Origin of the sequence: Mumia flava (assembly GCF_002797495.1) — a bacterium.
Classification (GTDB): Bacteria; Actinomycetota; Actinomycetes; order Propionibacteriales; family Nocardioidaceae; genus Mumia; species Mumia flava.
This window is the reverse complement of sequence record NZ_PGEZ01000002.1, coordinates 97,305-123,427: the sequence shown is the minus strand read 5'-3', so window position 1 is coordinate 123,427 and position 26,123 is coordinate 97,305. Positions and strand designations below refer to the sequence as shown.

At 71.9% G+C, this 26,123-nt stretch carries 27 protein-coding genes; 18 read left to right on the top strand and 9 right to left on the bottom strand.

Annotated features, from left to right (window positions below):
• The first annotated feature begins 104 nt into the window (after positions 1-104).
• The 16 genes from pafA to CLV56_RS14700 all read left to right on the top strand — a co-directional run bounded on the left by pafA (position 105) and on the right by CLV56_RS14700 (position 16,850).
• Positions 105-1,466, top strand: a complete 1,362-nt coding sequence (pafA, locus tag CLV56_RS14775) for a Pup--protein ligase (protein ID WP_039361976.1) — start codon at positions 105-107, stop codon at positions 1,464-1,466.
• An 84-nt stretch (positions 1,467-1,550) separates the two neighbouring features.
• Positions 1,551-2,492, top strand: a complete 942-nt coding sequence (locus CLV56_RS14770; protein WP_039361974.1) for an FKBP-type peptidyl-prolyl cis-trans isomerase — start codon at positions 1,551-1,553, stop codon at positions 2,490-2,492.
• 71 nt (positions 2,493-2,563) lie between these two features.
• A complete protein-coding gene (locus tag CLV56_RS14765; RefSeq protein ID WP_039361971.1) occupies positions 2,564-3,526 on the top strand; it encodes a helix-turn-helix transcriptional regulator in 963 nt (320 codons plus the stop codon).
• A complete protein-coding gene (locus CLV56_RS14760; protein WP_039361970.1) occupies positions 3,523-4,518 on the top strand; it encodes a helix-turn-helix transcriptional regulator in 996 nt (331 codons plus the stop codon). Before CLV56_RS14765 ends, CLV56_RS14760 begins: the two co-directional genes overlap by 4 nt.
• Before the next feature lie 9 nt (positions 4,519-4,527).
• The gene (gene tatA / locus CLV56_RS14755) at positions 4,528-4,812 is read left to right on the top strand and encodes a Sec-independent protein translocase subunit TatA (protein WP_039361967.1); all 285 of its coding nucleotides are present in this window, start codon (positions 4,528-4,530) and stop codon (positions 4,810-4,812) included.
• Positions 4,813-4,876: 64 nt separating this feature from the next.
• Entirely contained in the window at positions 4,877-5,716 is an 840-nt protein-coding gene (tatC, locus tag CLV56_RS14750; protein WP_100415205.1) for a twin-arginine translocase subunit TatC, read from the top strand.
• Between the two features lie 86 nt (positions 5,717-5,802).
• A complete protein-coding gene (locus tag CLV56_RS14745; protein ID WP_039361964.1) occupies positions 5,803-8,547 on the top strand; it encodes a DEAD/DEAH box helicase in 2,745 nt (914 codons plus the stop codon).
• 62 nt (positions 8,548-8,609) lie between these two features.
• Positions 8,610-8,912, top strand: coding sequence for a thiamine-binding protein (locus tag CLV56_RS14740; protein ID WP_039361961.1), 303 nt, complete (start codon positions 8,610-8,612; stop codon positions 8,910-8,912).
• 133 nt (positions 8,913-9,045) lie between these two features.
• Positions 9,046-9,978: a 5'-3' exonuclease gene (locus CLV56_RS14735; RefSeq protein WP_245857952.1), complete on the top strand. Its 933-nt coding sequence runs from the start codon at positions 9,046-9,048 to the stop codon at positions 9,976-9,978.
• 45 nt (positions 9,979-10,023) lie between these two features.
• Positions 10,024-11,151, top strand: a complete 1,128-nt coding sequence (locus CLV56_RS14730) for a M24 family metallopeptidase (protein ID WP_039361959.1) — start codon at positions 10,024-10,026, stop codon at positions 11,149-11,151.
• Positions 11,152-11,234: 83 nt separating this feature from the next.
• Positions 11,235-11,675 carry an Lrp/AsnC family transcriptional regulator gene (locus CLV56_RS14725; protein WP_039361955.1) on the top strand — a complete coding sequence of 147 codons (441 nt, stop codon included), beginning with the start codon at positions 11,235-11,237 and terminating at the stop codon, positions 11,673-11,675.
• Positions 11,676-11,681: 6 nt separating this feature from the next.
• Positions 11,682-12,281 (top strand): GNAT family N-acetyltransferase, encoded by a 600-nt coding sequence (locus CLV56_RS14720; protein ID WP_100415204.1) that lies wholly within the window; start codon positions 11,682-11,684, stop codon positions 12,279-12,281.
• Positions 12,278-13,816, top strand: coding sequence for an amidohydrolase (locus tag CLV56_RS14715; RefSeq protein ID WP_157805181.1), 1,539 nt, complete (start codon positions 12,278-12,280; stop codon positions 13,814-13,816). The genes CLV56_RS14720 and CLV56_RS14715 overlap by 4 nt, the downstream gene beginning before the upstream one ends.
• A 191-nt stretch (positions 13,817-14,007) precedes the next feature.
• Entirely contained in the window at positions 14,008-15,549 is a 1,542-nt protein-coding gene (gene lnt, locus CLV56_RS14710) for an apolipoprotein N-acyltransferase (protein ID WP_157805180.1), read from the top strand.
• Positions 15,546-16,301, top strand: a complete 756-nt coding sequence (locus tag CLV56_RS14705) for a polyprenol monophosphomannose synthase (RefSeq protein ID WP_039361952.1) — start codon at positions 15,546-15,548, stop codon at positions 16,299-16,301. Before lnt ends, CLV56_RS14705 begins: the two co-directional genes overlap by 4 nt.
• Positions 16,302-16,322: 21 nt before the next feature.
• A complete protein-coding gene (locus CLV56_RS14700) occupies positions 16,323-16,850 on the top strand; it encodes an FxsA family protein (protein WP_039361949.1) in 528 nt (175 codons plus the stop codon).
• A gap of 89 nt (positions 16,851-16,939) precedes the next feature.
• Here the strand turns inward: CLV56_RS14700 and CLV56_RS14695 are convergent, their stop codons facing one another.
• The 4 genes from CLV56_RS14695 to CLV56_RS14680 form a co-directional block, all read right to left on the bottom strand.
• Positions 16,940-17,359, bottom strand: a complete 420-nt coding sequence (locus CLV56_RS14695) for an RNA polymerase-binding protein RbpA (RefSeq protein WP_039361945.1) — start codon at positions 17,357-17,359, stop codon at positions 16,940-16,942.
• Between the two features lie 108 nt (positions 17,360-17,467).
• Positions 17,468-18,829: an MFS transporter gene (locus CLV56_RS14690; RefSeq protein ID WP_039361944.1), complete on the bottom strand. Its 1,362-nt coding sequence runs from the start codon at positions 18,827-18,829 to the stop codon at positions 17,468-17,470.
• Entirely contained in the window at positions 18,826-19,614 is a 789-nt protein-coding gene (locus CLV56_RS14685) for a glycerophosphodiester phosphodiesterase family protein (protein ID WP_039361941.1), read from the bottom strand. The genes CLV56_RS14690 and CLV56_RS14685 overlap by 4 nt, the downstream gene beginning before the upstream one ends.
• A gap of 16 nt (positions 19,615-19,630) precedes the next feature.
• A complete protein-coding gene (locus CLV56_RS14680) occupies positions 19,631-21,160 on the bottom strand; it encodes a helix-turn-helix domain-containing protein (protein ID WP_039361938.1) in 1,530 nt (509 codons plus the stop codon).
• 128 nt (positions 21,161-21,288) lie between these two features.
• Here CLV56_RS14680 and add point away from each other — a divergent pair, with 128 nt between their 5' ends.
• On the top strand, positions 21,289-22,332 hold the full coding sequence (gene add, locus CLV56_RS14675) for an adenosine deaminase (RefSeq protein ID WP_039361936.1): 1,044 nt from the start codon (positions 21,289-21,291) through the stop codon (positions 22,330-22,332).
• Between the two features lie 19 nt (positions 22,333-22,351).
• Here add and CLV56_RS14670 read toward each other — a convergent pair whose 3' ends face one another.
• From CLV56_RS14670 to CLV56_RS14660, 3 genes are all read right to left on the bottom strand, one after another.
• Positions 22,352-22,540, bottom strand: a complete 189-nt coding sequence (locus CLV56_RS14670) for a DUF1918 domain-containing protein (protein ID WP_039361933.1) — start codon at positions 22,538-22,540, stop codon at positions 22,352-22,354.
• Between the two features lie 65 nt (positions 22,541-22,605).
• On the bottom strand, positions 22,606-23,322 hold the full coding sequence (locus tag CLV56_RS14665) for a VIT1/CCC1 transporter family protein (RefSeq protein ID WP_039361931.1): 717 nt from the start codon (positions 23,320-23,322) through the stop codon (positions 22,606-22,608).
• Positions 23,323-23,326: 4 nt separating this feature from the next.
• On the bottom strand, positions 23,327-23,971 hold the full coding sequence (locus CLV56_RS14660) for an MBL fold metallo-hydrolase (RefSeq protein WP_039361928.1): 645 nt from the start codon (positions 23,969-23,971) through the stop codon (positions 23,327-23,329).
• A 54-nt stretch (positions 23,972-24,025) separates the two neighbouring features.
• Between CLV56_RS14660 and CLV56_RS14655 the strand changes: the two genes are divergently transcribed.
• Positions 24,026-24,361 carry a YnfA family protein gene (locus CLV56_RS14655; protein WP_039361925.1) on the top strand — a complete coding sequence of 112 codons (336 nt, stop codon included), beginning with the start codon at positions 24,026-24,028 and terminating at the stop codon, positions 24,359-24,361.
• A gap of 17 nt (positions 24,362-24,378) precedes the next feature.
• Here CLV56_RS14655 and CLV56_RS14650 read toward each other — a convergent pair whose 3' ends face one another.
• The gene (locus CLV56_RS14650; protein WP_342745038.1) at positions 24,379-25,518 is read right to left on the bottom strand and encodes a magnesium and cobalt transport protein CorA; all 1,140 of its coding nucleotides are present in this window, start codon (positions 25,516-25,518) and stop codon (positions 24,379-24,381) included.
• A gap of 206 nt (positions 25,519-25,724) precedes the next feature.
• Positions 25,725-26,096, bottom strand: a complete 372-nt coding sequence (locus CLV56_RS14645; RefSeq protein WP_039361920.1) for a DUF1330 domain-containing protein — start codon at positions 26,094-26,096, stop codon at positions 25,725-25,727.
• Between the last annotated feature and the right edge of the window lie 27 nt (positions 26,097-26,123).

Genomic DNA, 26,123 nt, shown 5'->3' with positions numbered 1-26,123 from the left:
TCTTCTGGATCGTGTCACGCAGGGGTGACAGGATTCGAGCGAAATACTCATCGGTGGCGTTCGGAGAGCGGGTGACGGCCCCACTTCCGGCATAGGGTGGGGACGTGGAGCGACGGATCTTCGGCATCGAGAACGAGTACGGCGTCACGTGCACGTTCCGTGGGCAGCGGCGCCTGTCCCCGGACGAGGTCGCGCGCTACCTGTTCCGGCGGGTCGTGTCGTGGGGGCGCAGCAGCAACGTCTTCCTGCGCAACGGCGCACGGTTGTACCTCGACGTGGGCAGCCACCCCGAGTACGCCACCCCGGAGTGCGACGACGTCGTGGAGCTCGTCACGCACGACAAGGCGGGGGAGCGGGTCCTCGAGGGCCTGCTGGTCGATGCCCAGCAGCGGCTGCGCGAGGACGGGATCCTCGGCGACATCTACCTCTTCAAGAACAACACCGACTCGGCCGGCAACTCCTACGGGTGCCACGAGAACTACCTGGTCAGCCGCGACGGCGAGTTCAACCGGATCGCCGACGTCCTCATCCCGTTCCTGGTCTCGCGGCAGATCATCTGCGGTGCCGGCAAGGTCCAGCACACCCCGCGCGGCGCGATGTTCTCGGTCAGCCAGCGTGCCGAGCACATCTGGGAGGGCGTGTCCAGCGCCACGACCCGCTCGCGGCCGATCATCAACACCCGCGACGAGCCGCACGCCGACGCGGAGCGCTACCGCCGCCTCCACGTGATCGTCGGCGACTCGAACATGAGCGAGACCACGGCCCTGCTCAAGGTGGCGAGCACCCACCTCGTCCTCCAGATGATCGAGACCGGCGTGGCCATGCGCGACATGACCCTCGACAACCCGATCCGGGCGATCCGGGAGATCTCGCACGACATGACGGGCCGGCGCAAGGTCGCACTCGCGAACGGCCGCGAGCTGTCCGCGCTCGAGATCCAGTCCGAGTACCTCACCAAGGCCCGCGGCTTCGTGGACCGCCACGCACCCGACGACCCCACCAGCCAGCGCGCGCTCGAGCTGTGGGAGCGCACGCTCAAGGCAGTCGAGTCCGAGGACCTCTCGCTGGTCGAGCGCGAGATCGACTGGGTGATCAAGTACACCCTGCTCGAGCGCTACCGCGCCAAGCACAACCTCACCTGGAGCCACCCCCGGATCGCGCAGATGGACCTCGCGTACCACGACATCCACCGGGAGCGAGGCCTGTACTACCTGCTGGAGCGGCAGGGCGCGGTGGCGCGGGTGACCGACGACCCGAGCATCTTCGAGGCCAAGGCGACGCCGCCCCAGACGACTCGCGCGCGGCTCCGTGGCGAGTTCATCAAGAAGGCCCAGGAACGACGTCGCGACTTCACGGTGGACTGGGTCCACCTGAAGCTCAACGACCAGGCGCAGCGGACCGTGCTCTGCAAGGACCCGTTCCGCTCCCACGACGAGCGGGTGCAGAAGCTCATCGACGGGATGTGACCGTCGCCGCCGCAGGGGCCCTCAGGGTTTTCTACGGTTCCTCGGCTACGGTGTCCGACGTTGGTCCGATCCTCGATCCGATTGGTGGCTCCCGCCGTGCGCCGTCTGCTCGCGCTCCTGCTCGTCCCGCTGCTCTTCCTCGCTGCCTGCGGCGGCGAGGACTCGAACGACGACTCCGCCTCGGGCGGTTCGTTCGACGACGTCACGGTGTCCGGTGACGTCGGGAAGAAGCCCACCATCGAGGGCGCCGAGGGCGTCACCGTCGACGAGATCACCACGAAGGTCCTGGTCGAGGGCGACGGCGAGGAGGTCGCCGACGGCGACACCGTCGACATCCGCTACGTCCTGATCCAGGCGAAGGACGACACCGAGATGGGCAGCACCTTCGGCCAGGAGAGCGGGACGACCACCACGCTCGACTCCGAGACCGACCCCGTCCTGGCCGCGAACCTCGTCGGTCAGAAGATCGGCACCCGCGTCCTCATCGGCCTGCGTACGTCGGACATCGCGGGCCAGGAGGCCGGCGAGGCAGCCGACGACACCCTGCTCGTCGTCGCCGACCTCGTCTCCGCCTGGGAGCCGCCGAAGGTCACCGGCACGATCGCCGACGTGAAGGTCTCCGACGGTCCGCTGAAGAAGAAGCCGACGATCACGCTGTCCGAGAAGCCGCTGGTCGTCAAGGACACCCAGTCGAAGGTCCTCGTCAAGGGCAAGGGCGCGAAGGTCAAGGACGGCGACACCGTGACGGTGCGCTATCTCGGCGTCAACGGCCGCGACGGCAAGGAGTTCGACACCTCGTGGGGCGGCGAGGACGGCGACACCACCGACTTCCCGATCACCTCGGGACAGATGATCCCGGGCTTCGTCGAGGGCCTGGTCGGCCAGACCATCGGCAGCCGCGTCCTGATCTCGATGCCCTACACCGACGGCTACGGGACCGGCGGCAGCGCCGGGGCCGGCATCCAGGCCGGCGACAGCCTGGTGTTCGTCGTGGACCTGGTGAAGCCGGCCAAGGGCAACGGCTGACGTACGCCCGCAGGTCGTTCGGCGCGTGTAGGTTAGCCCTGCACGCGCCGAACGCCTGAGGAGATCACGAGGTGGCACCTCGCAAGACCGAGCGGCTGATGAATCTGCTCATCGCCCTGCTGGTGACACCGACGTACCTCACCAAGTCACGGATCCGCGAGGTCATCGAGCCCTATCGCGAGCAGAGCGACGCCGCCTTCGAGCGCATGTTCGAGCGCGACAAGGACGAGTTGCGGCAGATCGGCGTACGGATCGAGGTCGGCAGTACCAACACGTTCGGGGGACCCGAGACCGGCTACCGGATCCGACGTGACGACTTCGAGCTGCCGCCGATCACCTTCGAGGCCGACGAGGCCGCCGTCATCGGCGTGGCCGCGCGGGTCTGGCAGGACGCCCGGCTGGCCGCCGACACCGCCCACGCGCTGCGCAAGCTCACCGCCGTCGGGATCCCCATCGACCCCGAGTCGCTGTCCGGGATCGAGCCGAGGGTCGCGGTGACGGAGCCGTCGTTCGACCGGTTCTGGGAGGCCGCGCTCACCCGCACGCCCGTCCGCTTCGACTACCGGCGCGCGGACGGCGCCCAGTCCCAGCGCCACGTCGAGCCCTGGCGGCTGCTGTCGTGGCACGGCCGCTGGTATCTCGTGGGGCTGGACCGTGACCGGGAGGCGCCGCGGCTGTTCCGGCTGAGCCGAGTGATCGGCGAGGTCGAGGACGCCGGCGCGCCGGGGGAGGCCGACGTGCCCGACGAGGCCGACGTGCGCGAGCTGGCTGCTGCGCTGTTCCCCGCACCTCCGAGCGCCCAGGCCCGGGTCCGGGTGCGTGCGGGCCGCGGCCTCGGCCTGCGGCGGCGCGCCAGCGAGGAGCAGCCGCTGGGGCAGGGGTGGGACGAGCTGACGCTGCCGTACGCCTCCCTGAACGAGCTCGCCGCGGAGATCGCGTCGTACGGCCCCGACGCCGTGGCCGTCTCGCCCGACGACCTGCGGGCGACCGTGAGGGAGCGGCTGCGCGCCGTGCTGGAGGTGAGCACCCGATGAGCACCTCGGGGGAGCAGATCGAGCGGATGCTGGCGCTCGTCCCGTACCTCCAGTCGAACGAGGGCATCCCGGTCGAGCAGGTGGCGCGCCTGTTCGGCGTCTCGCCCGCGAAGATCGTCGGTGACCTGAACGTCCTGTGGTTCTGCGGGCTCCCCGAGGCCGTCACGGGCGAGATGATCGACATCGACATGGATGCGCTCGAGTCCGAGGGCGTCGTCTTCATCGACAACGCCGACTTCCTCCCGCGCCCTCTGCGCTTCAACGCGTACGAGGCTGCGTCGCTGGTGACCGCCCTGCGGACGCTGCGCGAGTCGGTCGCGGAGGAGGACCGCCGGGCGCTGGAGTCGGCGACGGCGAAGCTGACCGCGGCGCTCGGAGCAGACGCCTCGGTCGCCAACGTCGTCGAGGTCATGGTCGAGGACGACGAGACCCCGGTCCGTGAGCAGATCGCCCGCGCGCTGCGCGACGGACGACGCCTGCACCTCTCGTACGTCGTGCCCTCGCGCGACGAGCGCACCGAGCGCGACGTCGACCCGCTGCGCCTGATCACCGCCGAGGGGCGCCTGTACCTCGAGGGCTGGTGCCTCGCGGCCGAGGGGCTGCGGCTGTTCCGTCTGGACCGGATCGAGCACGTGCGGGTCCTCGACGAGCCCGCGGAGCCGCACCCGGGGGTGGAGCGGCGCGAGTACGGGCCGCGGATCTTCCACCCGGGCGACGACGCGCAGTCGGCGGTCGTGGCGCTGGACCCGCGCGCGTCGTGGGTGCGCGAGTACCTCCAGCACGAGGAGATCGGCGCCGACGAGCGCGGCTGGGCCCTGCTGCGGGTGCAGGCCGGCGACGCGGACTGGCTGACCCGGTTCGTCCTCCGAGCGGACGGTGTCGTGCGGGTCGTGGAGCCCGGCTGGCTGGCCGAGCGCGTGGCCCGCAAGACCCGGGACGCGTTGGCAGCGTACGATGATGACCAAGAGGCGGCCGCCCCTTCGAGATCGTGAGGTCACCCTATGTTCCGACAGATCGGCCCGATGGAGATCATCCTCATCCTGGCTGTGCTGGTGCTGCTGTTCGGTGCCAAGAAGCTGCCCGACCTGGCCCGGGGCAGCGGCCGTGCGCTGCGGATCTTCAAGTCCGAGACCAAAGGTCTGATGGACGAGGACAAGGACGAGGACGACGACAAGTCCGAGGCATCCCGCCCGCGCCAGGTGACGCAGGGCGAGGCGACGGTGCTGCCGTCGTCCGACGCCGTGCAGTCGCAGCGCAAGGACGAGTACCGCTCCGAGCCCTCCTGACGGGCAGGTGGCGCTCCTGTTCCGGGGAAAACGGCCCCGTCCGGCCGTCTCCCCGGACGGCTCGATGCCGCTCGCAGAGCACCTTCGTGAGCTGCGGGACCGGCTGCTGCGAGCCGTCCTCGCGATCGTTCTGGCGACCATCGTCGCCGCGTTCTTCTACGACCAGCTCCTCGACCTGCTCACCGGCCCGTACCTCGACGCCGTCGAGCGGCTGCAGGCGGCTGGGCACGAGGTCGACGCCAAGCTGACCTTCTCCGGCATCGCCGACCCGTTCACGTTCGCGATCAAGATCTCGCTGGTGGCAGGGATCGTGGCCTCCAGCCCGATCTGGCTGTACCAGATCTGGTCGTTCGTGGTGCCGGCGCTGCACCGCAACGAGCGCAAGTGGACCCTGCTGTTCAGCGCGATCGCGGGCCCGCTGTTCATCATCGGCTTCGTCACCGGCTACTACGTGCTGCCGAAGGCGATCGAGATCCTGATCTCCTTCACCCCCGACGGCGTCTCGAACTTCAACACGCTCCCGGACTACCTCAGCTTCGTCCTGCGGATCCTGCTGGTGTTCGGCGTCGCGTTCGAGATCCCGCTGTTCGTGATCCTCCTCAACGCGATGGGTGCGGTCTCCGCCAAGCAGCTCGCGGGTGCGCGGGCCTGGATCGTCATCGCGACGTTCATCTTCGCCGCGATGGCCACCCCGTCGACCGACCCGATCACGATGCTGTTCCTCGCGGTGCCGATGACGGTGCTGTTCGGGATCGCCGAAGGAATCGCCTGGCTCGTCGACCGACGACGCGCCCGGGACCGGGCGGCGAGCGAGTTCGGCCGGTACGACGACGACGAGATGTCCGAGATCACGATCGAGCGCGACCCGGAGGACGAGCGGCCGAGCCGGCTCGACGACGACTGACCCGCAGCCCCGGGCGCCCGGACGGGCGGACGCGTGGCCCGCGTCACCGCGGGCCACGCGTCGGCCTCTGCCCGTACGCTGGAGGCATGACCTCCCCGGCGCAGCGCTACGCCCAGTTCCGGGCGGGCCAGGCGAGCCCTGCTCTGACCGAGTTCACCAGTCTCTACGCCTTCGAGCCGGACGACTTCCAGGTCGACGCGTGTCGCGCTCTCGAGGCCGGCCAGGGCGTGCTCGTCGCCGCCCCGACGGGGTCCGGCAAGACCTTGGTCGGCGAGTTCGCGGTGCACCTCGCGCTCGCCGAGGGCCGCAAGTGCTTCTACACCACACCGATCAAGGCGCTGAGCAACCAGAAGTTCCACGACCTCGTCGAGCGCTACGGCGCGGAGCGCGTCGGCCTGCTGACCGGCGACAACTCCGTCAACGGCGAGGCCCCGATCATCGTGATGACGACCGAGGTGCTCCGCAACATGCTGTACGCCGGGTCGCGGACGCTGACCGGTCTCGGCTACGTCGTGATGGACGAGGTGCACTACCTCGCCGACCGGTTCCGCGGTGCGGTCTGGGAAGAGGTGATCATCCACCTCCCGGAGTCGGTGCAGGTGGTGGCGCTGTCGGCGACGGTCTCGAACGCCGAGGAGTTCGGGGACTGGTTGAGCGAGGTCCGCGGCGAGGTGGTGACCGTGGTCTCCGAGCGCCGCCCCGTCCCGCTCTACCAGCACGTGCTGGCCGGCCGCCGCATGTACGACCTGTTCGACTCCCGTGGTGAGGGCCGGGTCAACGCCGAGCTGGAGCGGATCGCGCGCGACGAGTGGCGGATGCGTCAGGTCGGTCGGGCGGGCGGCGGCCCCGGGCGGCGCAACAAGCGCGGCCAGTCCTACGGCGCGCACCGCCACCGCTCGCGGTTCTTCACCCCGAACCGCGTCGAGGTCCTCGACCGGCTGGATGCCGCGGGCCTCCTCCCGGCGATCACCTTCATCTTCAGCCGCGCCGGCTGCACGGCCGCGGTCGAGCAGTGCCTCGCGTCCAACCTCCGGCTCACCACGCCGGAGGAGGCCCGCGAGATCCGCGCGTACGTCGAGGACGCGACGCGGGCGCTGCCGGACGCCGACCTGGAGGCACTGGGCTACCGCGACTTCGCCGACGGCCTGGCCCGGGGCGTCGCCGCGCACCACGCGGGCATGCTGCCGACCTTCAAGGAGGTCGTGGAGCACTTGTTCAGCGAGGGTCTGGTGAAGGCGGTGTTCGCGACCGAGACGCTGGCCCTGGGGATCAACATGCCGGCCCGGTCGGTGGTCATCGAGCGGCTGACGAAGTGGAACGGCGAGACGCACGCCGAGATCACGCCGGGCGAGTACACCCAGCTCACGGGCCGCGCCGGACGTCGCGGGATCGACGTCGAGGGCCACGGGGTGGTGCTGTGGCAGCCTGGGCTCGACCCGAAGCACGTCGCGGGCCTGGCCTCCACCCGGACCTACCCTCTGCGCTCGTCGTTCCACCCCTCGTACAACATGGCCGTCAATCTGGTCGACCAGGTGGGGCGCGCGACGGCACGCGAGATGCTCGAGCAGTCGTTCGCGCAGTTCCAGGCCGACCGTCAGGTGGTCGGGCTCGCCCGGCAGGTGCACAAGGCGGAGGAGGCCCTCGCGGGCTACGCCGAGGCGGCGACCTGCGACCGTGGCGACTTCCTGGAGTACGCCGCGCTGCGACGCGAGATCAAGGACCGGGAGAAGTCCGCGTCCAAGAAGCGCCGTTCCGCGCACGCCGACGACGTGGCCGCGTCGCTGGCGAAGCTGCGTCCGGGTGACCTGATCGCCGTCCCGGCGGGCCGGTGGGCGGGCTGGGCCGTGGTGATCGACCCGGGCGCGCAGCCCGACCGCGGCGCGCCCCGGCCGCTCGTGGTCACCGAGGACCGGCACGCGCGTCGGCTGGGGCTGGTCGACTTCCCGGGGATCGTCGAGCCGGTCGGGCGGCTGCGGATCCCGAAGGGCTTCCACTCCCGCAACGCCCAGGCACGCCGCGACCTGGCGTCGGCCGTGCGGACCAAGACCCAGCACCTCGATCTCCCGTCGGCACGGCGCCAGCGCGGCGGGGTCGTCCACGATCCCGAGATCGACCGCCTGCGGAACGCGCTGCAGGAGCATCCCTGCCACGCGTGCCCGGACCGCGAGGAGCACGCCCGTTGGGCCGAGCGCTACCTCCGACTCGATCGGGACACCGGCAACCAGCGCCGCAGGATCGAGCAGCGCACCAACACGGTCGCGCGGCAGTTCGACCGGGTCTGCGAGGTGCTCGACGAGCTGGGCTACCTCGACGGCGACGACGTGACGGTCGACGGGCGCCGGCTGCAGCGGCTGTACTCCGAGCTGGACCTGCTGGCCGGAGAGTGCCTGCGGCGCGACACCTGGGACGATCTCGACCCCGTGGACCTGGCGTGCGTCCTCAGCGGCCTGACGTACGAGTCGCGCAACCCGGAGGAGGCCGGACCGCCGCGGTTCCCCCGCGGGCGCTCGGCGCAGACCGCCGAGGAGATGAGCCGGATCTGGGCCGAGCTGGAGTCGGTCGAGCGCGCGCACCGGCTGTCGTTCCTGCGCCGACCGGACTTCGGGTTCGCCTGGCCCACCTGGCAGTGGGCCTCCGGGATGGACCTCGATGTCGTGCTCGAGACGAACGGCCTCGCCGCCGGCGACTTCGTCCGGACGGTCAAGCAGCTGCTCGACCTGATCGAGCAGGTCGCCGTCGCCGCGACGCAGCCCGAGCTCCGCAGGAAGGCCCGCCAGGCCGCCGACCTCCTGCGCCGCGGCGTCGTCGACTACTCCTCCCTCACCGAATAGCCTCGCGAGTCGCGCGTGGCGGGGCCGCGAGTCGTCCCGTGCGTACGGCGTAGGCTGGCGGCATGCTCGCAGCGTTCAGCATCAGCCCCGCCACGGCCGGCGCGGACGGCGGCGTCGCCGAGGCGGTCGCTCGCGCGGTCAGCGTCGTACGCGCGAGCGGGCTGCCGTACGAGACCAACGCGATGTTCACGAACATCGAGGGGGAGTGGGACGAGGTGATGACCGTGATCCGCGAAGCGGTCGAAGCCGTCGCGGCGGTGTCCCCCCGGGTCTCGTTGGTGCTCAAGGCCGACATCCGGTACGGCCACACCGGCATGCTGCACGGCAAGGTGCAGCGGATCGACGAGCTCCTCGACCGGGACTGACTCGCGAGCCCGCCACACGCGACTCGCGACCCCGCCACACGCGACTCGCGACCCCGCCACACGCGACTCGCGAGCACGCCACACGCGACTCGCGAGCCCGCCACACATGACTCGCGGTGGATAGGGTGCGGGCATGGCGCGCCTCATGCTGCTGGACTCGGCCTCGCTCTACTTCCGGGCGTTCTACGGGATGCCGGACTCGCTCAAGGCACCCGACGGCACCGTCGTCAACGCCGTCCGCGGGATGCTCGACTTCGTCGCGCGGCTCGTCTCCGACCACGAGCCGGACGCGGTCGTCGCCGCGTGGGACTTCGACTGGCGCCCGCAGTGGCGCGTCGACCTGATCCCGTCGTACAAGGCCCACCGCGTCGAGCAGACGGTCCCCGACGGCTCCGACGTCGAGGAGACGCCGGACCTGCTGGACCCGCAGGTCCCCGTCATCGCGGAGTGCCTGACGGCGCTGGGCATCCCGGTCGTGGGCAAGGCGGGGTACGAGGCGGACGACGTGATCGGCACGCTCGCGACCCGCTGGGCCGACGGACCGGTCGACGTGGTGACAGGGGACCGTGACCTGTTCCAGCTCGTCGACGACGACCGTGGGGTCCGTGTGCTCTACCCGGCCCGCGGGATGAGCCGGCTGGAGTCCGTGGACGGTGCGTGGGTGCACGCGAAGTACGCGATCGAGCCGCGCCAGTACGCCGACTTCGCCGCGCTGCGGGGCGACCCGTCGGACGGGCTCCCCGGGGTCCCCGGGATCGGCGAGAAGACCGCCGCGTCGCTGCTGCGCAGCCACGGTGACCTCGCCGGGATCCGTGCGGCCGCAGCGGACCGTACGGTCGGGATGGCGCCCCGCGCGCGGGGCAGCCTGCTGGAGTGCGCCGCGTACCTGGACGTCGCTCCGCGCGTCGTCGAGGTCGTGCGGGACCTCGCCCTGCCCGAGCACGACCCCCTCCTGCGACCGTTGTCGGAGGAGCAGGTCCGCACCCTGGCCGAGCTGGGGAGCCGCTGGGGCCTCGGCAGCTCGGTCGAGCGGGCGGTGTCCGCCCTCGCGGCTGCGACGTCCTGACCGCAGCGACGGCCCGAGGGCCTCTGCGGCGTAGTCTGGGCGACGATGAGCGATCACAGCACCTCCGTCCCGACCGACGTCCCCGACCGCCTGACGAGGGCCCGTGCCGCCGCCGCCGATGCCGGCGTGGACGCCCTCCTCGTCACCCCCGGCGCCGACCTGCGCTACCTCACCGGCTTCGCCGCGATGCCCCTGGAGCGACTGACGTGCCTCGTGCTCCCCGTCGACGGTGACCCCGTGCTGGTGGTCCCGCGGATGGAGCTCGCGATGGCCCTGGAGGCGGGCGTCCCGAACCACGGCATCGTGATCCGTGCCTGGGACGAGACCGACGACCCGTACGCGGTGGCCGTCGACGGCCACCGAAGCGCACGGCGCGTCGCGGTGGACGACCAGATGTGGGCCGAGCGCGTGTTCGCCTTCGCGGAGGCCTTCTCCGGCGCCGAGCAGGTGCTGGCGGGCCCGATCCTGCGTGGGCTGCGGATGCGCAAGACCCCGCAGGAGGTCGCGTCCCTGCGGGAGGCGGGCGCGACGATCGACCGCGTGCACGCCCGGATGGGGGAGTGGCTGCGCCCGGGCCGTACGGAGCGGGAGGTGGCGCGCGACGTCGCCGAGGCGATCCTCGCGGAGGGCCACGCGACGGTCGACTTCGTGATCGTCGGTTCGGGTCCGAACGGCGCCTCGCCGCACGCCGAGGTCAGCGACCGGCGGATCGAGGCAGGTGAGCCGGTCGTGGTCGACATCGGCGGCACGATGCCGTCGGGCTACTGCTCGGACTCGACCCGGACGTACGTCGCCGGGGGAGAGGCGCCGGCGGACTTCGCGGCGTACTACGAGGTCCTCCTGGCTGCTCAGCAGGCCCAGTGCGCCCATGCGCGCCCCGGAGTCACCGCGGAGTCCGTGGACGCCGTCGGCCGGCAGGTGATCGCGGACGCCGGGTACGGCGAGGCGTTCCTCCACCGCACGGGGCACGGGATCGGCCTGGAGACCCACGAGGCTCCGTACATCGTGGCCGGCAACGACCTCGTGCTCGAGCCGGGCATGGCGTTCTCGATCGAGCCCGGGATCTATCTGGAGGGTCGTCACGGCGCGCGCATCGAGGACATCGTGGTGACGACCGAGGACGGTCTGGAACGCCTGAACCGCACCGACCGCGGTCTGGTCGTCCTGGGCTGAACGGCCTCCACCGGTCGACGCGCGTCGTCTTCCTCGCCGGACACCTTCCCGGCGGCGGGGCGGGTGCCGATATTCTGGCTCCCGTGGAAGACACCGACGCGCAGATCATCCGGCTGCTCTCAGGAGACGGCCGGATGTCCTTCACCGAGCTGGGGCGCGCCACCGGACTGTCCACCAGTGCGGTGCACCAGCGCGTGAAGCGGCTGGAGACACGGGGCGTGATCCGGCGGTACCAAGCGTTGGTCGACCACGAGGAGGTCGGCCTCCCGCTGACCGCGTTCATCGCCATCCGGGCCATCGACCCGAGCCAGCCCGACGACTCGCCGGAACGGCTCAGGCACCTCAGCGCGATCGAGTCCTGCTACTCGGTCGCCGGCGAGGAGAGCTACCTGCTCCAGGTCCGGGTGAAGGACCCTCAATCGCTCGAGACGCTGCTCGCGGAGATCCGGGCGGCCGCCAACGTCTCGACCCGCACGACCATCGTGCTCTCCACCCCTTACGAGAACCGCCCGATCGGAGGCTGACCCTTCATGGCCGAGCAGGCCGACTACACCGTACGCCGTGTCACCGAGCCGGAGCCGGAGCTCCTGGACTCTCTCCACCACCTGATCACCGTGCTCGTCAAGGAGGGCGCGGCCCTCGGCTGGGTCGACCCACCGAGTCGCTCGGAGGTCGGCGACCTGCTCGGGGACCTGGTCCAGGAGAGCGACCTGGACGATGCCTGCCTCGCGATCGCGCAGAACGCTGCCGGTGAGATCGCCGGCTTCGCGTACTGGGTCCGCCGCGAGGGCGAGACCGAGCAGCCGCACGCCGACGTCCCCCGGGTGGCCGTGGCCTCCTGGTCTCGCGGCGGCGGGCTCGGCAAGCGGCTGGTCAACGAGCTGACCTCGTACGCCCGCAAGGCCGGGATCGAGTACCTCACGCTCGACGTGCGGGGCAACAACCACGCCGCGATGGCGCTGTACGAGCGCCTCGGGTTCCGCGAGTACGGCCGCATCCCCGACTTCGTCGCGATCGGCGACCAGCGCTGGGACAACGTGTACTTCTGGCTCGACCTGCGTCCCGACGAGCACGACCTGACGCTGCACGGCGACACCCCGACGGGGCCGGGGGCCTCCGAGGTCCGTTGATCGCCCGGACCACCCGCACCGTCTACCGCGACGTCCGGCTGCTCGGCAGCGACACCCCGGCGGTCGTCGCGACGAACGGCGAGACCCTCGGGTGGATCGGCGCCCAGCACGACGCCCCGTCGTGGCTGGACGACGCCGACGAGACGGTGCACGCCCGGGGTGCGCTGCTGACCCCGGGCTTCGTCGACGCGCACGTCCATCTGGCGATGACGGGCCAGGCGCTGCGCACGCTCGACCTGACCGGCGCGGCCAGCCTGGCCGAGGCGCTGGAGCGGCTGCGGGCCCACCTCGCGTCCAGCGACGACGACGTCGTGCACGGCTACGGCTGGGACGACACCGCGTGGCCCGACGGCCCGCCGACCCGCACGGCGCTGGACCGCGTCGCCGGGTCGCGCGCGGTGTACCTGGCGCGGGTCGACGCGCACTCGGCCGTGGTCTCGTCGGCGCTGGCCGACCGGATCGACCGGATCGAGCGGTGCGACGGCTGGTCGGCCGACGGCCGGGTCGAGCGGGCGGCCCACCACCGGGTTCGGGACCTGCTCCACCAGCACCGTTCGCCGGCGCAGCGCACGGAGGCGATCCGGACCGCCCTCGACGCCTTCGCCGCGCAGGGTGTCGTCAGCGTCCACGAGATGGGCGCGCCGTCGCTGTCGCCGCTCGACGACTTCTCGCTGATCCGCGAGGTCCGAGCCGAGTCGCCGCGTCCGCACGTGGCGACGTACTGGGGCGAGCCCGGGGCCTACGAGCTCGCCCAGGAGCTGGGGCTGGACGGGCTCGCGGGCGACCTGAACGTCGACGGCTCGCTCGGGTCGCGGACCGCGGCCCTGCACGAGCCGTACGACGACGCGCCCGGCACGTGCGGGCACCTGTACCTCGACGCCGGGGCCGTCGCCGAGCACGTGATCGGCTGTACGCGCGCCGGCGTGCAGGCCGGTTTCCACGTGATCGGCGACCGGGCCGCGTCGGTCGCGGTCGAGGGTCTGCGGCGCGCTCGCGACGAGCTCGGGACGAGCCGCGTGCGCGCGGCACGGCACCGGCTGGAGCACCTCGAGATGCCGGCGCCGGCCGATCTCGAGCTGCTGGCGCAGCTCGGCGTCACCGCGAGCGTGCAGCCGGTGTTCGAGGCGACCTGGGGCGGCGACGACGGGATGTACGCCGAGCGGCTCGGCCGGCCGCGGGCCCGGGCCACGAACCCGTTCGCGACGATGGCCACGATCGGGGTGCGGATGGCGTTCGGCTCCGACGCCCCGGTCACCAGGCCCGACCCGTGGGGCGCTCTGGCGGCGGCGACGGGGGCAGCACAGGGCCGTCGGGTCCCGCTCGACGTCGCCGTCGCCGCCGCGACGGTCGGAGGCTGGGCCGCGTGCGGACACCCCTCCGCCGGCAGGCTCCGGACCGGCGCGCCGGCCCACCTGGCGCTGTGGGAGACCCCCGACGCCGACGGCGACGCGGCTGCGGCGGCGCTCGCCGGCGGTGCGCGCTGCGTCCGTACGGTCGTCTCCGGGCGCGTCGTGCACGACACGCCGAGCGATTGACGCCAGCGGTTGACAGCAGCCGCGAGGTTCGGCACTGTCGTATCTGTTCGCCTCTCGGATGCCGGCGAGACATCACGGGGAGAGGCTCTCTGCCAGGGGCACTGGCACCCGCTAGATAACAGCGTCAACGCTGGGCCGATGGGTGCCAGGCTCCTGGCCTTTCTGAATCCGGGGACCGGTAGCGTGGGTGCGTGCCTCTCGTCTCTGCAGTGCCGCGGTCGCGGACGTCTCTCGTGACCGCGCTGGCGCGTGCCGCTGCTGCCGCGGTCGGCGGCGTCCTGCTGGCCTGCGCGTTCCCTCCGGTGGGGGTCGCCGCGCTGATGTGGCCCGGCCTGGTGCTGCTCGTGGTGGCGCTGCTCGGTGCGCGCGTGCGGGACGCGGCGTGGATCGGCTGGATCTTCGGGTCGGCCTTCCTGCTGGTCCTGCTGCGCTGGGTCCTGGTCTTCGACGTCCCCGGCGCCTACGTCGCCCTCGCACTCGTCGAAGGGGCGTTCTACGCGGGCTTCGGCGCCGTGTTCGCCGTGCTGAGCCGCAGCCGGTGGTGGCCGCTGCTCGGCGCGTGCGCGTGGATGGCGACCGAGATGCTGCGCAGCCTCGTCCCGTTCGGTGGGTTCGTCTGGGGACGTCTCGCCTTCGCCGCGGTCGACACCCCGCTCGCGTCCGTGGCGCGCTGGCTGGGGGTCGCGGTGCTGAGCGGGGTGGTCTTCGGCACGGCCGCGCTCGCCGTGTGGGCGTTCCAGCGGGGAGCGGTGGGGCGCCGGCGCCGGCTCGCGACCGCCGCGGTCGTCCTCGCCGCGACCTTCACGATCGCGGCCGTGCTCCCGGTCGGCCTGGCGGGGTCGGGACGCAGCATCCAGGTCGCCGTCGTGCAGGGCGACGTCCCGGGCACGGGGGCCCAGTTCCTCGGCGAGCAGCGCGAGGTGCTCGAGAACCACGTCCGTGAGACCCAGGCGTACGCCTCGGCCGTCCGCACCGGCGAGAGCCCGCAGCCGGATGTCGTGCTCTGGCCCGAGAACGCCTCCGACATCGACCCCTTGACCGATGCCACCGCGAACGCCATGATCAGTGCCGCGGCCCAGGACGTCGACGCGCCGATCCTCGTCGGGGCGATCCTGGACGGCCCGGACGACGGCACCGCCTACAACGCGGGCATCGTGTGGGACCCGGTCTCCGGACCGGGGGAGCAGTACGTGAAGCAGCACCTGGTGCCGTGGGGCGAGTACGTGCCTCTGCGGTCGTTCTCCGAGTGGCTGGTCCCGCGGCTGGCCGACGAGATCCCCCGGGACATCCTGCCCGGTGAGGAGTCCGGCGAGCTGCGGATCGACGGCGGCGTCGTCGGCACGATGATGTGCTTCGACGTGGTCTTCGACCGGCTGGCCCGCTCGGCGGTGATCGGCGGGGCGGAGATGCTCGTCGTCCAGACCAACAACGCGACGTTCACCGGCACCGCACAGCCGGACCAGCAGTGGGAGGTAGCGCGGATGCGCGCAATCGAGTCGGGGCGCTACGTCGCCGTGCCGTCGACGAACGGGATCTCGGGCTTCATCGCCCCGGACGGCGCGGTGGACCAGGTCGCGCCGACCCAGGAGCCGGCCTGGCTGGCCCAGGAGGTTCGGGCGGCGACCTCGGTGACGACCGGGACGCGATTCGGGGTGTGGCTGGAGCTCGTGGCTCTGCTGGTGACGGTGGCCGCGGTCGTCCTGCTCGTGCGTCGTCCGGGGCACACCCGATGAGGACGCTGGTGGTGACGCCGACCTACAACGAGGCCGAGACGCTGCCGGGGGTGGTCCAGCGCATCCTCGCGTCGGTGCCGTCGGCCGACGTCCTCGTCGTCGACGACGGCTCGCCGGACGGTACGGGCGCGCTCGCGGACGCGATGAGCGTCGAGGACGCGCGGGTGCACGTCCTGCACCGGCTCGCCAAGAACGGGCTCGGCGCCGCGTACCTCGCGGGGTTCGCGTGGGGTCTGCAGCGCGACTACGACGTGCTGGTCGAGATGGACGCCGACGGATCGCACCAGCCGGAGGAGCTCGGGCGGCTGCTCGAGGCCGTCGGCGACGGCGCGGACCTCGTGCTGGGTGCGCGCTGGGTCGACGGCGGCGCGGTCCGCAACTGGCCCCTGCGCCGTCAGCTGCTGTCGCGCGGCGGCAACCTGTACGTCCGGATGGCGCTCGGTCTGCACCTGCGGGACGCCACCGCCGGCTACCGCGCGTTCCGCGCCGAGACGCTGCGGCGGATCGACCTCGAGGAGGTGGCGTCGCGCGGCTACACCTTCCAGATCGACCTGGCGCGCCGGACGGTGCGCGCCGGGCTCGACGTCCGGGAGGTCCCGATCACGTTCGTCGAGCGCGAGGCCGGGGTCTCGAAGATGACCGGCGACATCGTGCGCGAGGCGGTCTGGCGGGTCGCCGTGTGGGGTGCGCGCGACCGGACCCGTTGGCTGCGCGGCGTAGTCTCGAACCGTGAGCGGACCCGCGAGGTCTGAGGCCCGGAGAGGAGCACCAGCATGCGCCGAGCTGTCGCGGCAGGTCTGATCCTGCTGCCGGTGGTCGAGATCGCGGTCGCTCTCGCCGTGGCGCGCCTGATCGGGGGCGGCCTGACGCTGCTCGCTCTCGTCGGCCTGTCCGTGCTCGGGGTCGTCGTCCTGCGCACCGTGAGCCGGCGAGCGTGGCGCGAGCTGCGCGAGGCCGCACGGGCGCCCGCAGGGACGGCACCCGGCGTCGGCTCCCGCACGGGCGACCGGGGCCTGCTGGCGCTGTCCGGACTCCTCCTGGTGCTCCCGGGGTTCCTGACCGCCCTGGTCGGGCTGGTCCTGCTGCTGCCGCCGGTCCGCGCGCTCGCACGGCACCGGACGGGCGCCTGGGTGGTCAGCTCGGGCGCGTTCGCGGCCTCGGAGCGCTTCGCCTCCCGGGCGGGGCGTCCGGACGGCTCCGACTCGACCGTGGTCCCGGGTGAGGTCGTGGACGAGGCGGGCGGCAACGGCCCGGTGGTCGAGGGCGAGATCGTCGACCCCCGTTCACCCGGCCAGGCCTAGGGTCCGTCCCCGGACAGACGAAAGCCTGAGCCGCACCACGGGGGGAGAGATGCGGCCCAGGCGGCAGAGGCCCGCTGGGGCGGGGGGACTCAGGCGGTCCGCTTGCTGGACTTCGCCTTCGTCGTCGACTTCGTCTTGGCCTTCGTCTTCGCGGGGCGGTGCAGGTGCGCCGGCCCGATCTCACCGGCGCGGAGCATCTGCAGCCGCTCGGTGAGGATCTCCTCGAGCTCCGGGATGGAGCGGCGCTCCAGGAGCATGTCCCAGTGCGTCCGCGGAGCCTTCACGTCCTTCGTCTCGGGCTCGGCGCCGTCGGCGAGGCGCCCGATCTTGCCGGTGCGCGGATCCTCCCACTCGGTGGGGACCTCGGCGTCGTCGGCCATGGTGACCGTGAAGGCCTTGCCGTCGGGCAGGACGTACGTCACGTCCTGGCGGGGTGCCATCTCGACTCCGCGCTCGTCCTCGAAGCTCTGCGTCCCGAGGCGCGCCCCCCTGAGTGCGCGTTCCGCCATGTCTGCCTCCCGATGTCGTCACACGTCCGTTTCCGTACGTAATATCCAACGTAACGGGCCCGAGTGAGATTCCCCTGAGAGGGAGACTTCGGACACGTTACGGCTGGTTCAGACCCGTCTGGGTACGACGTTCCCGGCCTCCCGGATCGCCCGTGGTGCGTCCAGCCTGGTCAGCAGGAGGAGCCCGAGGGCGAAGAACACGATCAGTGCCACGATCGCGTACCGGTAGGAGTCCGTGAACTGGTGCACGAGCCCGAACACCAGTGTCCCGAACCAGCTGGTCCCACGCTCGACGGCCTGGTAGAGGCTGAAGTACTCGGCCTCCCGGCCACGCGGGATCATCTGGGAGTAGAACGACCGGGACAGCGCCTGAGTTCCCCCCATCACCAGGCCGATCCCGGCGGCGAGCAGCAGGAACGGCACGATCCGGCCGGCGGGGAGCACGAAGCCGACGGTCACGATCACCATCCAGCCCAGCAGGCCGACCATGATCGTACGGCGGGCGCCGTAGCGTGCCGCGGCCCTCCCGAACGACAGGGCCCCGCCGATCGCGACGAACTGAACCAGCAGGATCGTGACGATCAGGACCTCCTCGGCGAAGCCGAGCTCCTCCTGCCCGTAGACCGACGAGGAGTAGATGACGGTCTGGATGCCGTCGTTGTAGAAGAGGTAGGCGATCAGGAAGAGCATCGTCTGCGGGTAGCGGCGCAGCTCGCGCAGCGTGGCCCACAGCTGCCCGAAGCTGCGGCTCATCAGCGTCCGGCCGTCCTGCTCGGGCAGCACCGTCGGCGGGTGGTCGCGCAGTCCGCGGAAGGCCCGGATCGTGAATCCGCCCCACCACAGGCCGGCCGACAGCAGGCTGATCCGGACCGCCATCTCCGTCCCGATCCCGAGGGCGGGGCCGCCGAGCACGATCCCGAGGTTGACGACGAGCAGCGTGCCGCCGCCGAGGTACCCGAACGCCCATCCCCGCGAGGAGACGCGGTCGCGGTCGTCGGGCTCGGCGACGTCGACGAGGATCGCGTCGTAGACCGTCAACGACGCCGCCATGCAGAGGTTCGCGACCACGAGCAGGAGCGCCCCGAGCTGCCAGTTCGTGCCGGCGACGAAGAACAGCCCGCACGCCGCCGCTGCGCCCGCCCAGGCGAACCGCGCCATCAGCGTCCGCTTGGAGTCGACGCGGTCCGCGACCGCGCCGACGACCGGCAGCACCAGGGCCGACAGGAGGGTCGCGAAGGTGATGACGTAGAACACGAGCGACCCGGGCGAGATCGCCACGCCCAGGACGGACAGGTCGGTCGTGCACGTGCCCTCGGCCGTCCCGCACGCGTCCCGCTCGGCGACCGACGTGAGGTACGGGCCGATCAGGACGGTGCCGACGCTCGTGATGTACGCGGAGTTCGCCCAGTCGTACCAGTACCACGAGCGTTGCTCGGCGCGCCTCGCGTCGGTGAGGGGCTCTGCGGTCATCCCTGCGTCCTTCCGGTCCACTGGTCACGGTCGACGAGCACGTCGCGCAGGACGTCGATCCGGTCCGTCATGATCCCATCGACCCCGAGGTCGAGCAGGTGACCGATCTCCTCCGGATCGTCGACGGTCCACACGTGGACCTGGAGACCCAGGTCGTGGGCGGAGTCGACGAAGCGGCGGGTGACGACGCGCAGCGGACCCGACCGTACCGGCACCTGGACGCAGCACGCGCCGAGGCCCCGGACCCGACGCAGCACGTGCCACGGGTGGGCGACGACGCGCGCGACCTCGGGCGGCGACGCCGAGGTCGCGAGCCGCGGCGCCAGCCTGCGGACCTCCCGGAGGCGGCGGTGCGAGAACGACGCCAGGCAGACCCGGTCCTCGGCTCCGGCCCGGCGGATCGCCGCGACGGTGGGTTCGATCGAGGCCATGTCCTTGACGTCGATGTTCACCCGGAGGTCCTCGAATCGAGCGAGCAGCTCGCTCAGCCGGGGGATCGGCTCCCGCCCGCCGATCCGAGCCTCGTCGATCTGCTCGGCTCGGAGCTCGGCGAGCGCGCCGGTCCTGTCGGTGACGCGGTCGAGCCGCGCGTCGTGGAACGCGTAGACGACCCCGTCCGCACTGGCGCGGGCGTCGGTCTCGACGTAGCGGTACCCGAGGTCGACGGCGTTCCCGAACGCTGCGAGCGAGTTCTCGATCCCCGCGTTGGGCGGGTAGGCCACGCCGCCGCGGTGGGCGAACGCCAGGGGAACGGGGGAGTCGAGGAAGGTGTTCGGGCGTCTCACCCGCTCAGTATGGCGCTCAGATGTCCCGGAACGTCTCGATCTGCGCGCCGAGTGCGTTGAGCCGCTCGGCCAGGTCCTCGTACCCGCGGTTGATGACGTACACGCTGCGCAGCACCGAGGTGCCCTTCGCGGCGAGCATCGCGATCAGGATGACCACGGCCGGTCGCAGCGCGGGCGGGCAGACGATCTCGGTCGCGCGCCAGCGGGTCGGCCCTTCGATCAGCACGCGGTGCGGGTCGAGGAGCTTCACGTCGGCGCCGAGCTTGGTGAGGTCGGTGAGGTAGATCGCGCGGTTCTCGTAGACCCAGTCGTGCAGGAGCGTCGCGCCCGACGCGGTCGCCGCGATCACGGCGAAGAAGGGCAGGTTGTCGATGTTGAGACCCGGGAACGGCATCGGGTGGATCTTGTCGATCGGGGCGTGCAGCACCGACGGGTAGGTGGTGATGTCGACCAGCCGGGTGTGACCGTTCGCGGCGAGGTACTCCTCGCTGCGGTCGTACTTGAAGCCCATCTCCTCGAGCAGCGCGAGCTCGATCTCCATGAACTCGATCGGCACGCGCCGCACCGTGATGCTCGACTCCGTGACGATCGCGGCGGTGATCAGGCTCATGGCCTCGATCGGGTCCTCGCTGGGGGCGTACTCGACGTCGACGTCGATCCGCGGCTTCCCCGTGACGCGCAGCGTGGTCGTGCCGATGCCGTCGATCTCGACCCCGAGCTCGGTGAGGAAGAAGCACAGGTCCTGGACCATGTAGTTCGGGCTGGCGTTGCGGATCACGGTGACGCCGTCGTGCCGCGCGGCGGCGAGCAGGGCGTTCTCGGTCACCGTGTCGCCGCGCTCGGTGAGCACGATCGGGCGCACCGGACGGACCTCGGCGTCGACGGTGGCGTGGTAGCTGCCCTCCGTCGCCTTGACCTCGAGGCCGAACGGCCGCAGCGCGGTCATGTGCGGCTCGACGGTCCGGGTGCCGAGCGAGCAGCCGCCGGCGTAGGGGATCTCGAAGGTCGCCGCGCGGTGCATCAGCGGGCCGAGGAACATGATGATGCTGCGGGTGCGCTTGGCGGCCTCGACGTCGATCGCGTCCAGGTCGAGCTCGGCCGGGGGCACCAGCTCGAGGTCACCCTCGTCGCCGATCCAGCGGGTCTTGAAGCCGATGGAGCCGAGCACCTCGAGGAGCCGGTTGACCTCCTCGATCCGGGCGACCTTGCGCAGCGTGGTGCGGCCCTCGTTCAGGAGGGCGGCGCACAGCAGCGCGACGCCGGCGTTCTTCGACGACTTGACGTCGATGGAGCCCGACAGCGTGGTCTCGCCGACCACGCGGAGGTGGCTGGGACCGGAGGTGCCGAGGGAGACGAACTCGGAGTCGAGCGCCTCGCCGATCCGGGCGAGCATCTCGAGGGAGAGGTTCTGCTGACCCTGCTCGATCCGGTTGATCGCGCTCTGGCTGGTCTTCAGCAGGTCGGCGAGCTTGGCCTGGGTGAGGCCTCGGTGCTTGCGCGCGTCGCGGATCAGGTTGCCGATCCGGGTCAGGTAGTCGTCGGTCATGCACTCCACCGTATCTCATATCTGAGATAAATCGTCGGGACGTTGGATGCGTACGGCGTGTCGCCGCTGCGCCGCGCGGGCCCGAGTCCGCGCACCCGCCCCACGGTACGCGGTGGTTCAATGTCTCGATGACATCCCCAGCGCCCGTGTCGCCGGCTGCTGCGTTCGTCCACGCGCTCCCGAAGGCCGAGATCCACGTCCACCTGCTCGGGGCCGCCTCGGTCGAGACCGTGCTCGGACTGGCCCGGCGGCACCCCGAGGTGGGTGTCCCGACCGACGAGGCCGCGCTGCGCGACTTCTACGAGTTCCGCGACTTCGCACACTTCATCGAGGTCTACATCCGCACGAACCAGCTGGTGACGACGCCCGACGACGTAGCGGACCTCGTCGCCGGTGTGGCCGAGGACATGGCGGCCCAGACCGTCCGGTACGCCGAGCTCACCGTCACGCCGGACAGCCAGCTCCTGATGGGGATCGCACCCGAGGCGCTGGCCGAGGCCCTGACCGAGGGACGGCGCCGTGCGCGCGCGACCGGCGTCGAGCTCGCGTGGGTCTTCGACATCCCCGGCGAGCTCGGGCTGGTCTCGGGGGAACGGACCATCGACTGGGTCGAGCGGCACGCCCCCGAGGGCACGGTCGGCTTCGGGCTCGGCGGTCCGGAGATCGGGGTCGAGCGCCCCCAGTTCGCCGACGTGTTCGCCCGGGCGCGCGCGCTCGGGCTCGCGAGCGTCCCGCACGCCGGCGAGACGACCGGCCCCCAGACCGTGCGTGACGCGCTCGAGCACCTCGGCGCCGTCCGGGTCGGGCACGGGATCCGTGCCGTCGACGACCCGGCGCTGGTCGCCGAGCTGGTCGAGCGGCGGATCCCGCTCGAGGTCGCGCCGACGTCCAACCTGCGGACCCGGGCCGTCGACTCGCTCGACCACCACCCGTTCCTCGCGCTGCGAGACGCCGGCGTGATCGTCACGCTGAACTCCGACGACCCGGGGATGTTCGACACGACGCTCGAGAGGGAGTACCTCCTCGCACACGACCGCTGGGGGCTCACCCTCGCCGAGCTCGCCGACGTCGCCCGCGCGGCCGTCGACGCGTCCTTCGCCTCCGCCGAGGTCCGGCGCGCCGTCCACACCGAGATCGACCAGGTCGTCGCCGACCAGCTGCTGACGTCGTGACGAGCGCGAGAGCGTCGGCTCAGCCGCCGGCGTGCTCGATCGTGCAGTCCGGTCCGGGGAAGAGCAGCGTCTCGCTGCCGTCGTCGAAGCGCACCAGGAACGGCGGGCCGCCGTCCTCGCCGTGCACCTCGACGACCTCCCCGTGCCGGTCCGGAGTCCCGACCTTCCCGCCGTGGATCGTGACCTTCTCGCCGGGCTGTGCGTGCATGGACCTCACCTCCGTGGTTCCACGGTAGGTCCCGCGCGGCGGCCCGAACAGCCGTGCACGGCTCGCTACATCCCCGACACGTCGAACGCGGACCCGAGCGCGTACGTGACCCCCATCGCCAGTGCGCCGCCGATCACGGTGCGCACCGTCGCACGACCCGGTGGCGCCTGGCCGAGCCGGGCGCTGACCGAGCCGGTCAGCGCGAGAGCCAGCACCACGGCGACGAACGTCACCGGGATCCTGGCCGTCGTCGGCACCAGCAGGACGGCGAGCAGCGGGAGGGCGCCGCCGATCGTGAACGCGACGATCGACGCCACCGCGGCCTGCCAGGGGCTGGTCAGCTCGTCCGGGTCGATGTGCAGCTCCACCTCCGCGTGCGCCCGCAGCGCGTCCTTCTCGGTCAGTGCGACCGCGACCTCGTGCGCCAGGTCCGGCGTGAGCCCCTTCGCCTCGTAGAGCCCGGCGAGCTCGTCCAGCTCGGCCTCCGGGTCCTCCCGGAGCTCGATCCGCTCGGTGGCGAGCATCGCCTTCTCGGTGTCGCGCTGGGTGCTCACCGACACGTACTCCCCGGCGGCCATCGACAGCGCGCCCGCGGCCACGCCGGCCAGACCGGCCGACAGGATCACCGGCCCCGACGTGGTCGCCGCCGCCATGCCCACCACGATGCCGGCCGTCGAGACGATCCCGTCATTGGCGCCGAGCACACCGGCGCGCAGCTGGTTCAGCCGCCCCGAGGTCCCGGCGTCGTGCGGCTCGCCGGGATGCGGCGCCGGCTGCGTCATCGGCTCAGACCTCCAGGCTGCCGTCGGCCGCCACCGCGCGGGCGTCCGCGACGCCGGACATCTCCGACACCCGGGCCCAGTACATCGCGTGCGCGCTCTCGGTGAGCAGGCTGTCGTGGATCGGGAACACCACGCGCGGGGAGACCGCGCGCACGAAGTCGACGGTCTCGCTCACCTTCGCCCACGGCGCACTCAGCGGCACCGCGAGCGCGTCGACCTCGAGGGGCGCGCTGGCGTAGCTGTCGCCCGGGTGCAGCAGGCGGGTGCCGTCGTGCTCGACCAGCACGCCCACGTTGCCGATCGTCGGGATGTCGGGGTGGATCACCGCGTGCAGGAAGCCCACCCCGGTCAGCGTGACGTCGCCGACCTCGTAGGTGACCTCGGCAGCCGTCGCCTCCCACACGCCGAAGCCGCGCAGCGACGCGACCGTCTGCGGCTCGGCCAGCAGGCGGGCCGAGGAGTTCGCGCCGACCAGACGCCCGACCCGGGTCGGGTCGACGTGGTCCGGGTGCTGGTGGGTGACGACGACGGCGTCGAGGTCCGTCAGGTCGAAGGCCGCGTCGAGGCTGAACGTGCCCGGGTCGATCAGCACCCGGGTCCGGTCGGTCTCGACGAGCAGGGCTGCGTGTCCGAAGCGGGTGATCCTCATGGGCCCCAGTAAACCGCCGCTGCCGCACCCTCAGCACGTCGGTAGGCTCCCCGCATGACGCTGTCACGCTCGATCGTGCTGTTCGGCCTCGCCGCACTGCTCGAGATCGGCGGAGCCTGGCTGGTCTGGCAGGGCGTGCGGGAGCACCGCGGCTGGGTCTGGGTCGGGGCGGGGGTGCTGGCGCTCGGCGCGTACGGTTTCGTCGCCACGCTCCAGCCCGACGCCCACTTCGGGCGGATCCTCGCCGCGTACGGCGGCGTGTTCGTCGCCGGCTCGCTGCTGTGGGGGATGGTCGTCGACGGCTTCCGACCGGACCGCTGGGACGTCAGCGGCGCGCTGGTGTGCCTGGTCGGCGTGGGCCTGATCATGTACGCCCCACGCAGCGCCTGAGCGGACGGGGCGTCCGCTCAGATCCAGCGCCGGCTCTTGAAGACGAGGAACAGCGCGACGCTCACGCCGGCCATCAGGGCCACCGCGAACGGGTAGCCGAGCTGCCAGTGCAGCTCGGGCATGGCGTCGAAGTTCATCCCGTAGACGGTGCCGACGAGCGTCGGGGCGAACAGGATGGCCGCCCAGGCGGAGATCTTCTTCACCTCTTCGTTCTGCTCGTTGCTCGCCTCGCTGAGCGCCTTCATCTCCTCGTTCTGGCGTTGAGCCACCAGTGTGGCGTTCACCGTGAGGATGTCGCGCAACGCGCTGCGGAACCCGCGGACCTGCTCCTCGGTCTCGACGACGTGGTCGCGCACGTCCCGCAGCCCGCGCCGCAGCTCCTCGGCCGCGCTGCCGACCCCCAGGCCCGAGGCCAGGGACGCGAGCAGACCGTCGAGCGGACGGACGGCGCGCTGGAACTCCATCACCTCGCGCGACAGCTCGTAGATCCGGCGGGAGACGTACGGGTCGCCGCCGAACACCTCCGACTCGATCTCGTCGATGTCGATCTCGAGACCGGACACGACCGGGCCGTACCCGTCGACGACCGCATCGACGATCGCGTGCAGCACGGCGTTCGGGCCGCCGCGCAGCAGGTCCGGGTCGGACTCGACCCGCCGCCGGACCTCGGTCAGGTCGGGCGCCTCGCTGTGCCGGACGCTGATCACGAAGTCCGGGCCGACGAACAGGTGCAGCTCGCCGAACTCGACCTTCTCGTCGGCGTCGACGTAGCGGGCGGCGCGCAGGACCACGAACCGCGTGTCGCCGTACCGCTCGATCTTCGGACGCTGGTGCGCCGCGATCGCGTCCTCGACCGCGAGCTCGTGCAGGTCGAAGTGGACCGCGAGCGACGTCAGCTCGGACTCGCGGGGGCGGTACAGGCCGATCCACGCCATCGCGCCCGGTCGTTCGCGCAGCTCGCGGTACGTCGCGGCGAGGGTGCGGGGCGAGGCGACGCGGACGCCGTCGGCGTAGACGCCGGCGTCGACCACGCTCGAGCGGGCGGCCCGCTCGGCCTCGGCGAGCGCCTGCTCGGTGCCGGCGTCGTCGGGCGCAGGGGCGCCGACGGGTGTGGAGCGGCGGCGGGAGAAGAACGGCAGCAGGGTGTGCTGGGACACGACGGCCTCCAAGGAGCGCGGGCGGACGGGCCGCCTGGGTCGCTCCGGGGGGTCAGCGTGCCGGGCGGCGTCAGGACGGTTGGGGGATCGCGGGGTCATCCACCGAGGGACGACTGGGAGGTTCGCTCGACATGGCGACACCTCCTGCGGTCGTGGCTCCTGCGCTCGCGGGCCCGGCTCGGGGCCGCGACGAGTCTAGGCCCGCCTCAGGCGGGAGTCCAACCCGATGTGGCCTGGAGCACGGCCTCGCTCAGGGCTTCGGTCCGCAGGTGGGTGACCTGCTGGTACTCGGGGTCCGCCACCATCCGGCTGAAGGCCTCACGCGAGGGGTAGCGGACGAGGACGACGGCGTCCCAGGACTGCCCGTCCTCGGCGACCAGCGCGGTGGAGCCCTCGCCGGCGAAGAGGACCTCGCCGCCGTAGCGGGGCAGGAACGTCGCGTTCAGCGCGTCGGCGTACTGCTGGTACGTCGCGCGGCCGCCCTCGGCGAAGCGCAGCAGGTTGAGCATCACGACGGGACCGCCGGGATCCTCACCCAGGTAGCGCTTCAGGTCGGCTCCACGGGGATCGATCGCCATGTGGCGCACCCTACCGGCGCCGGTGGG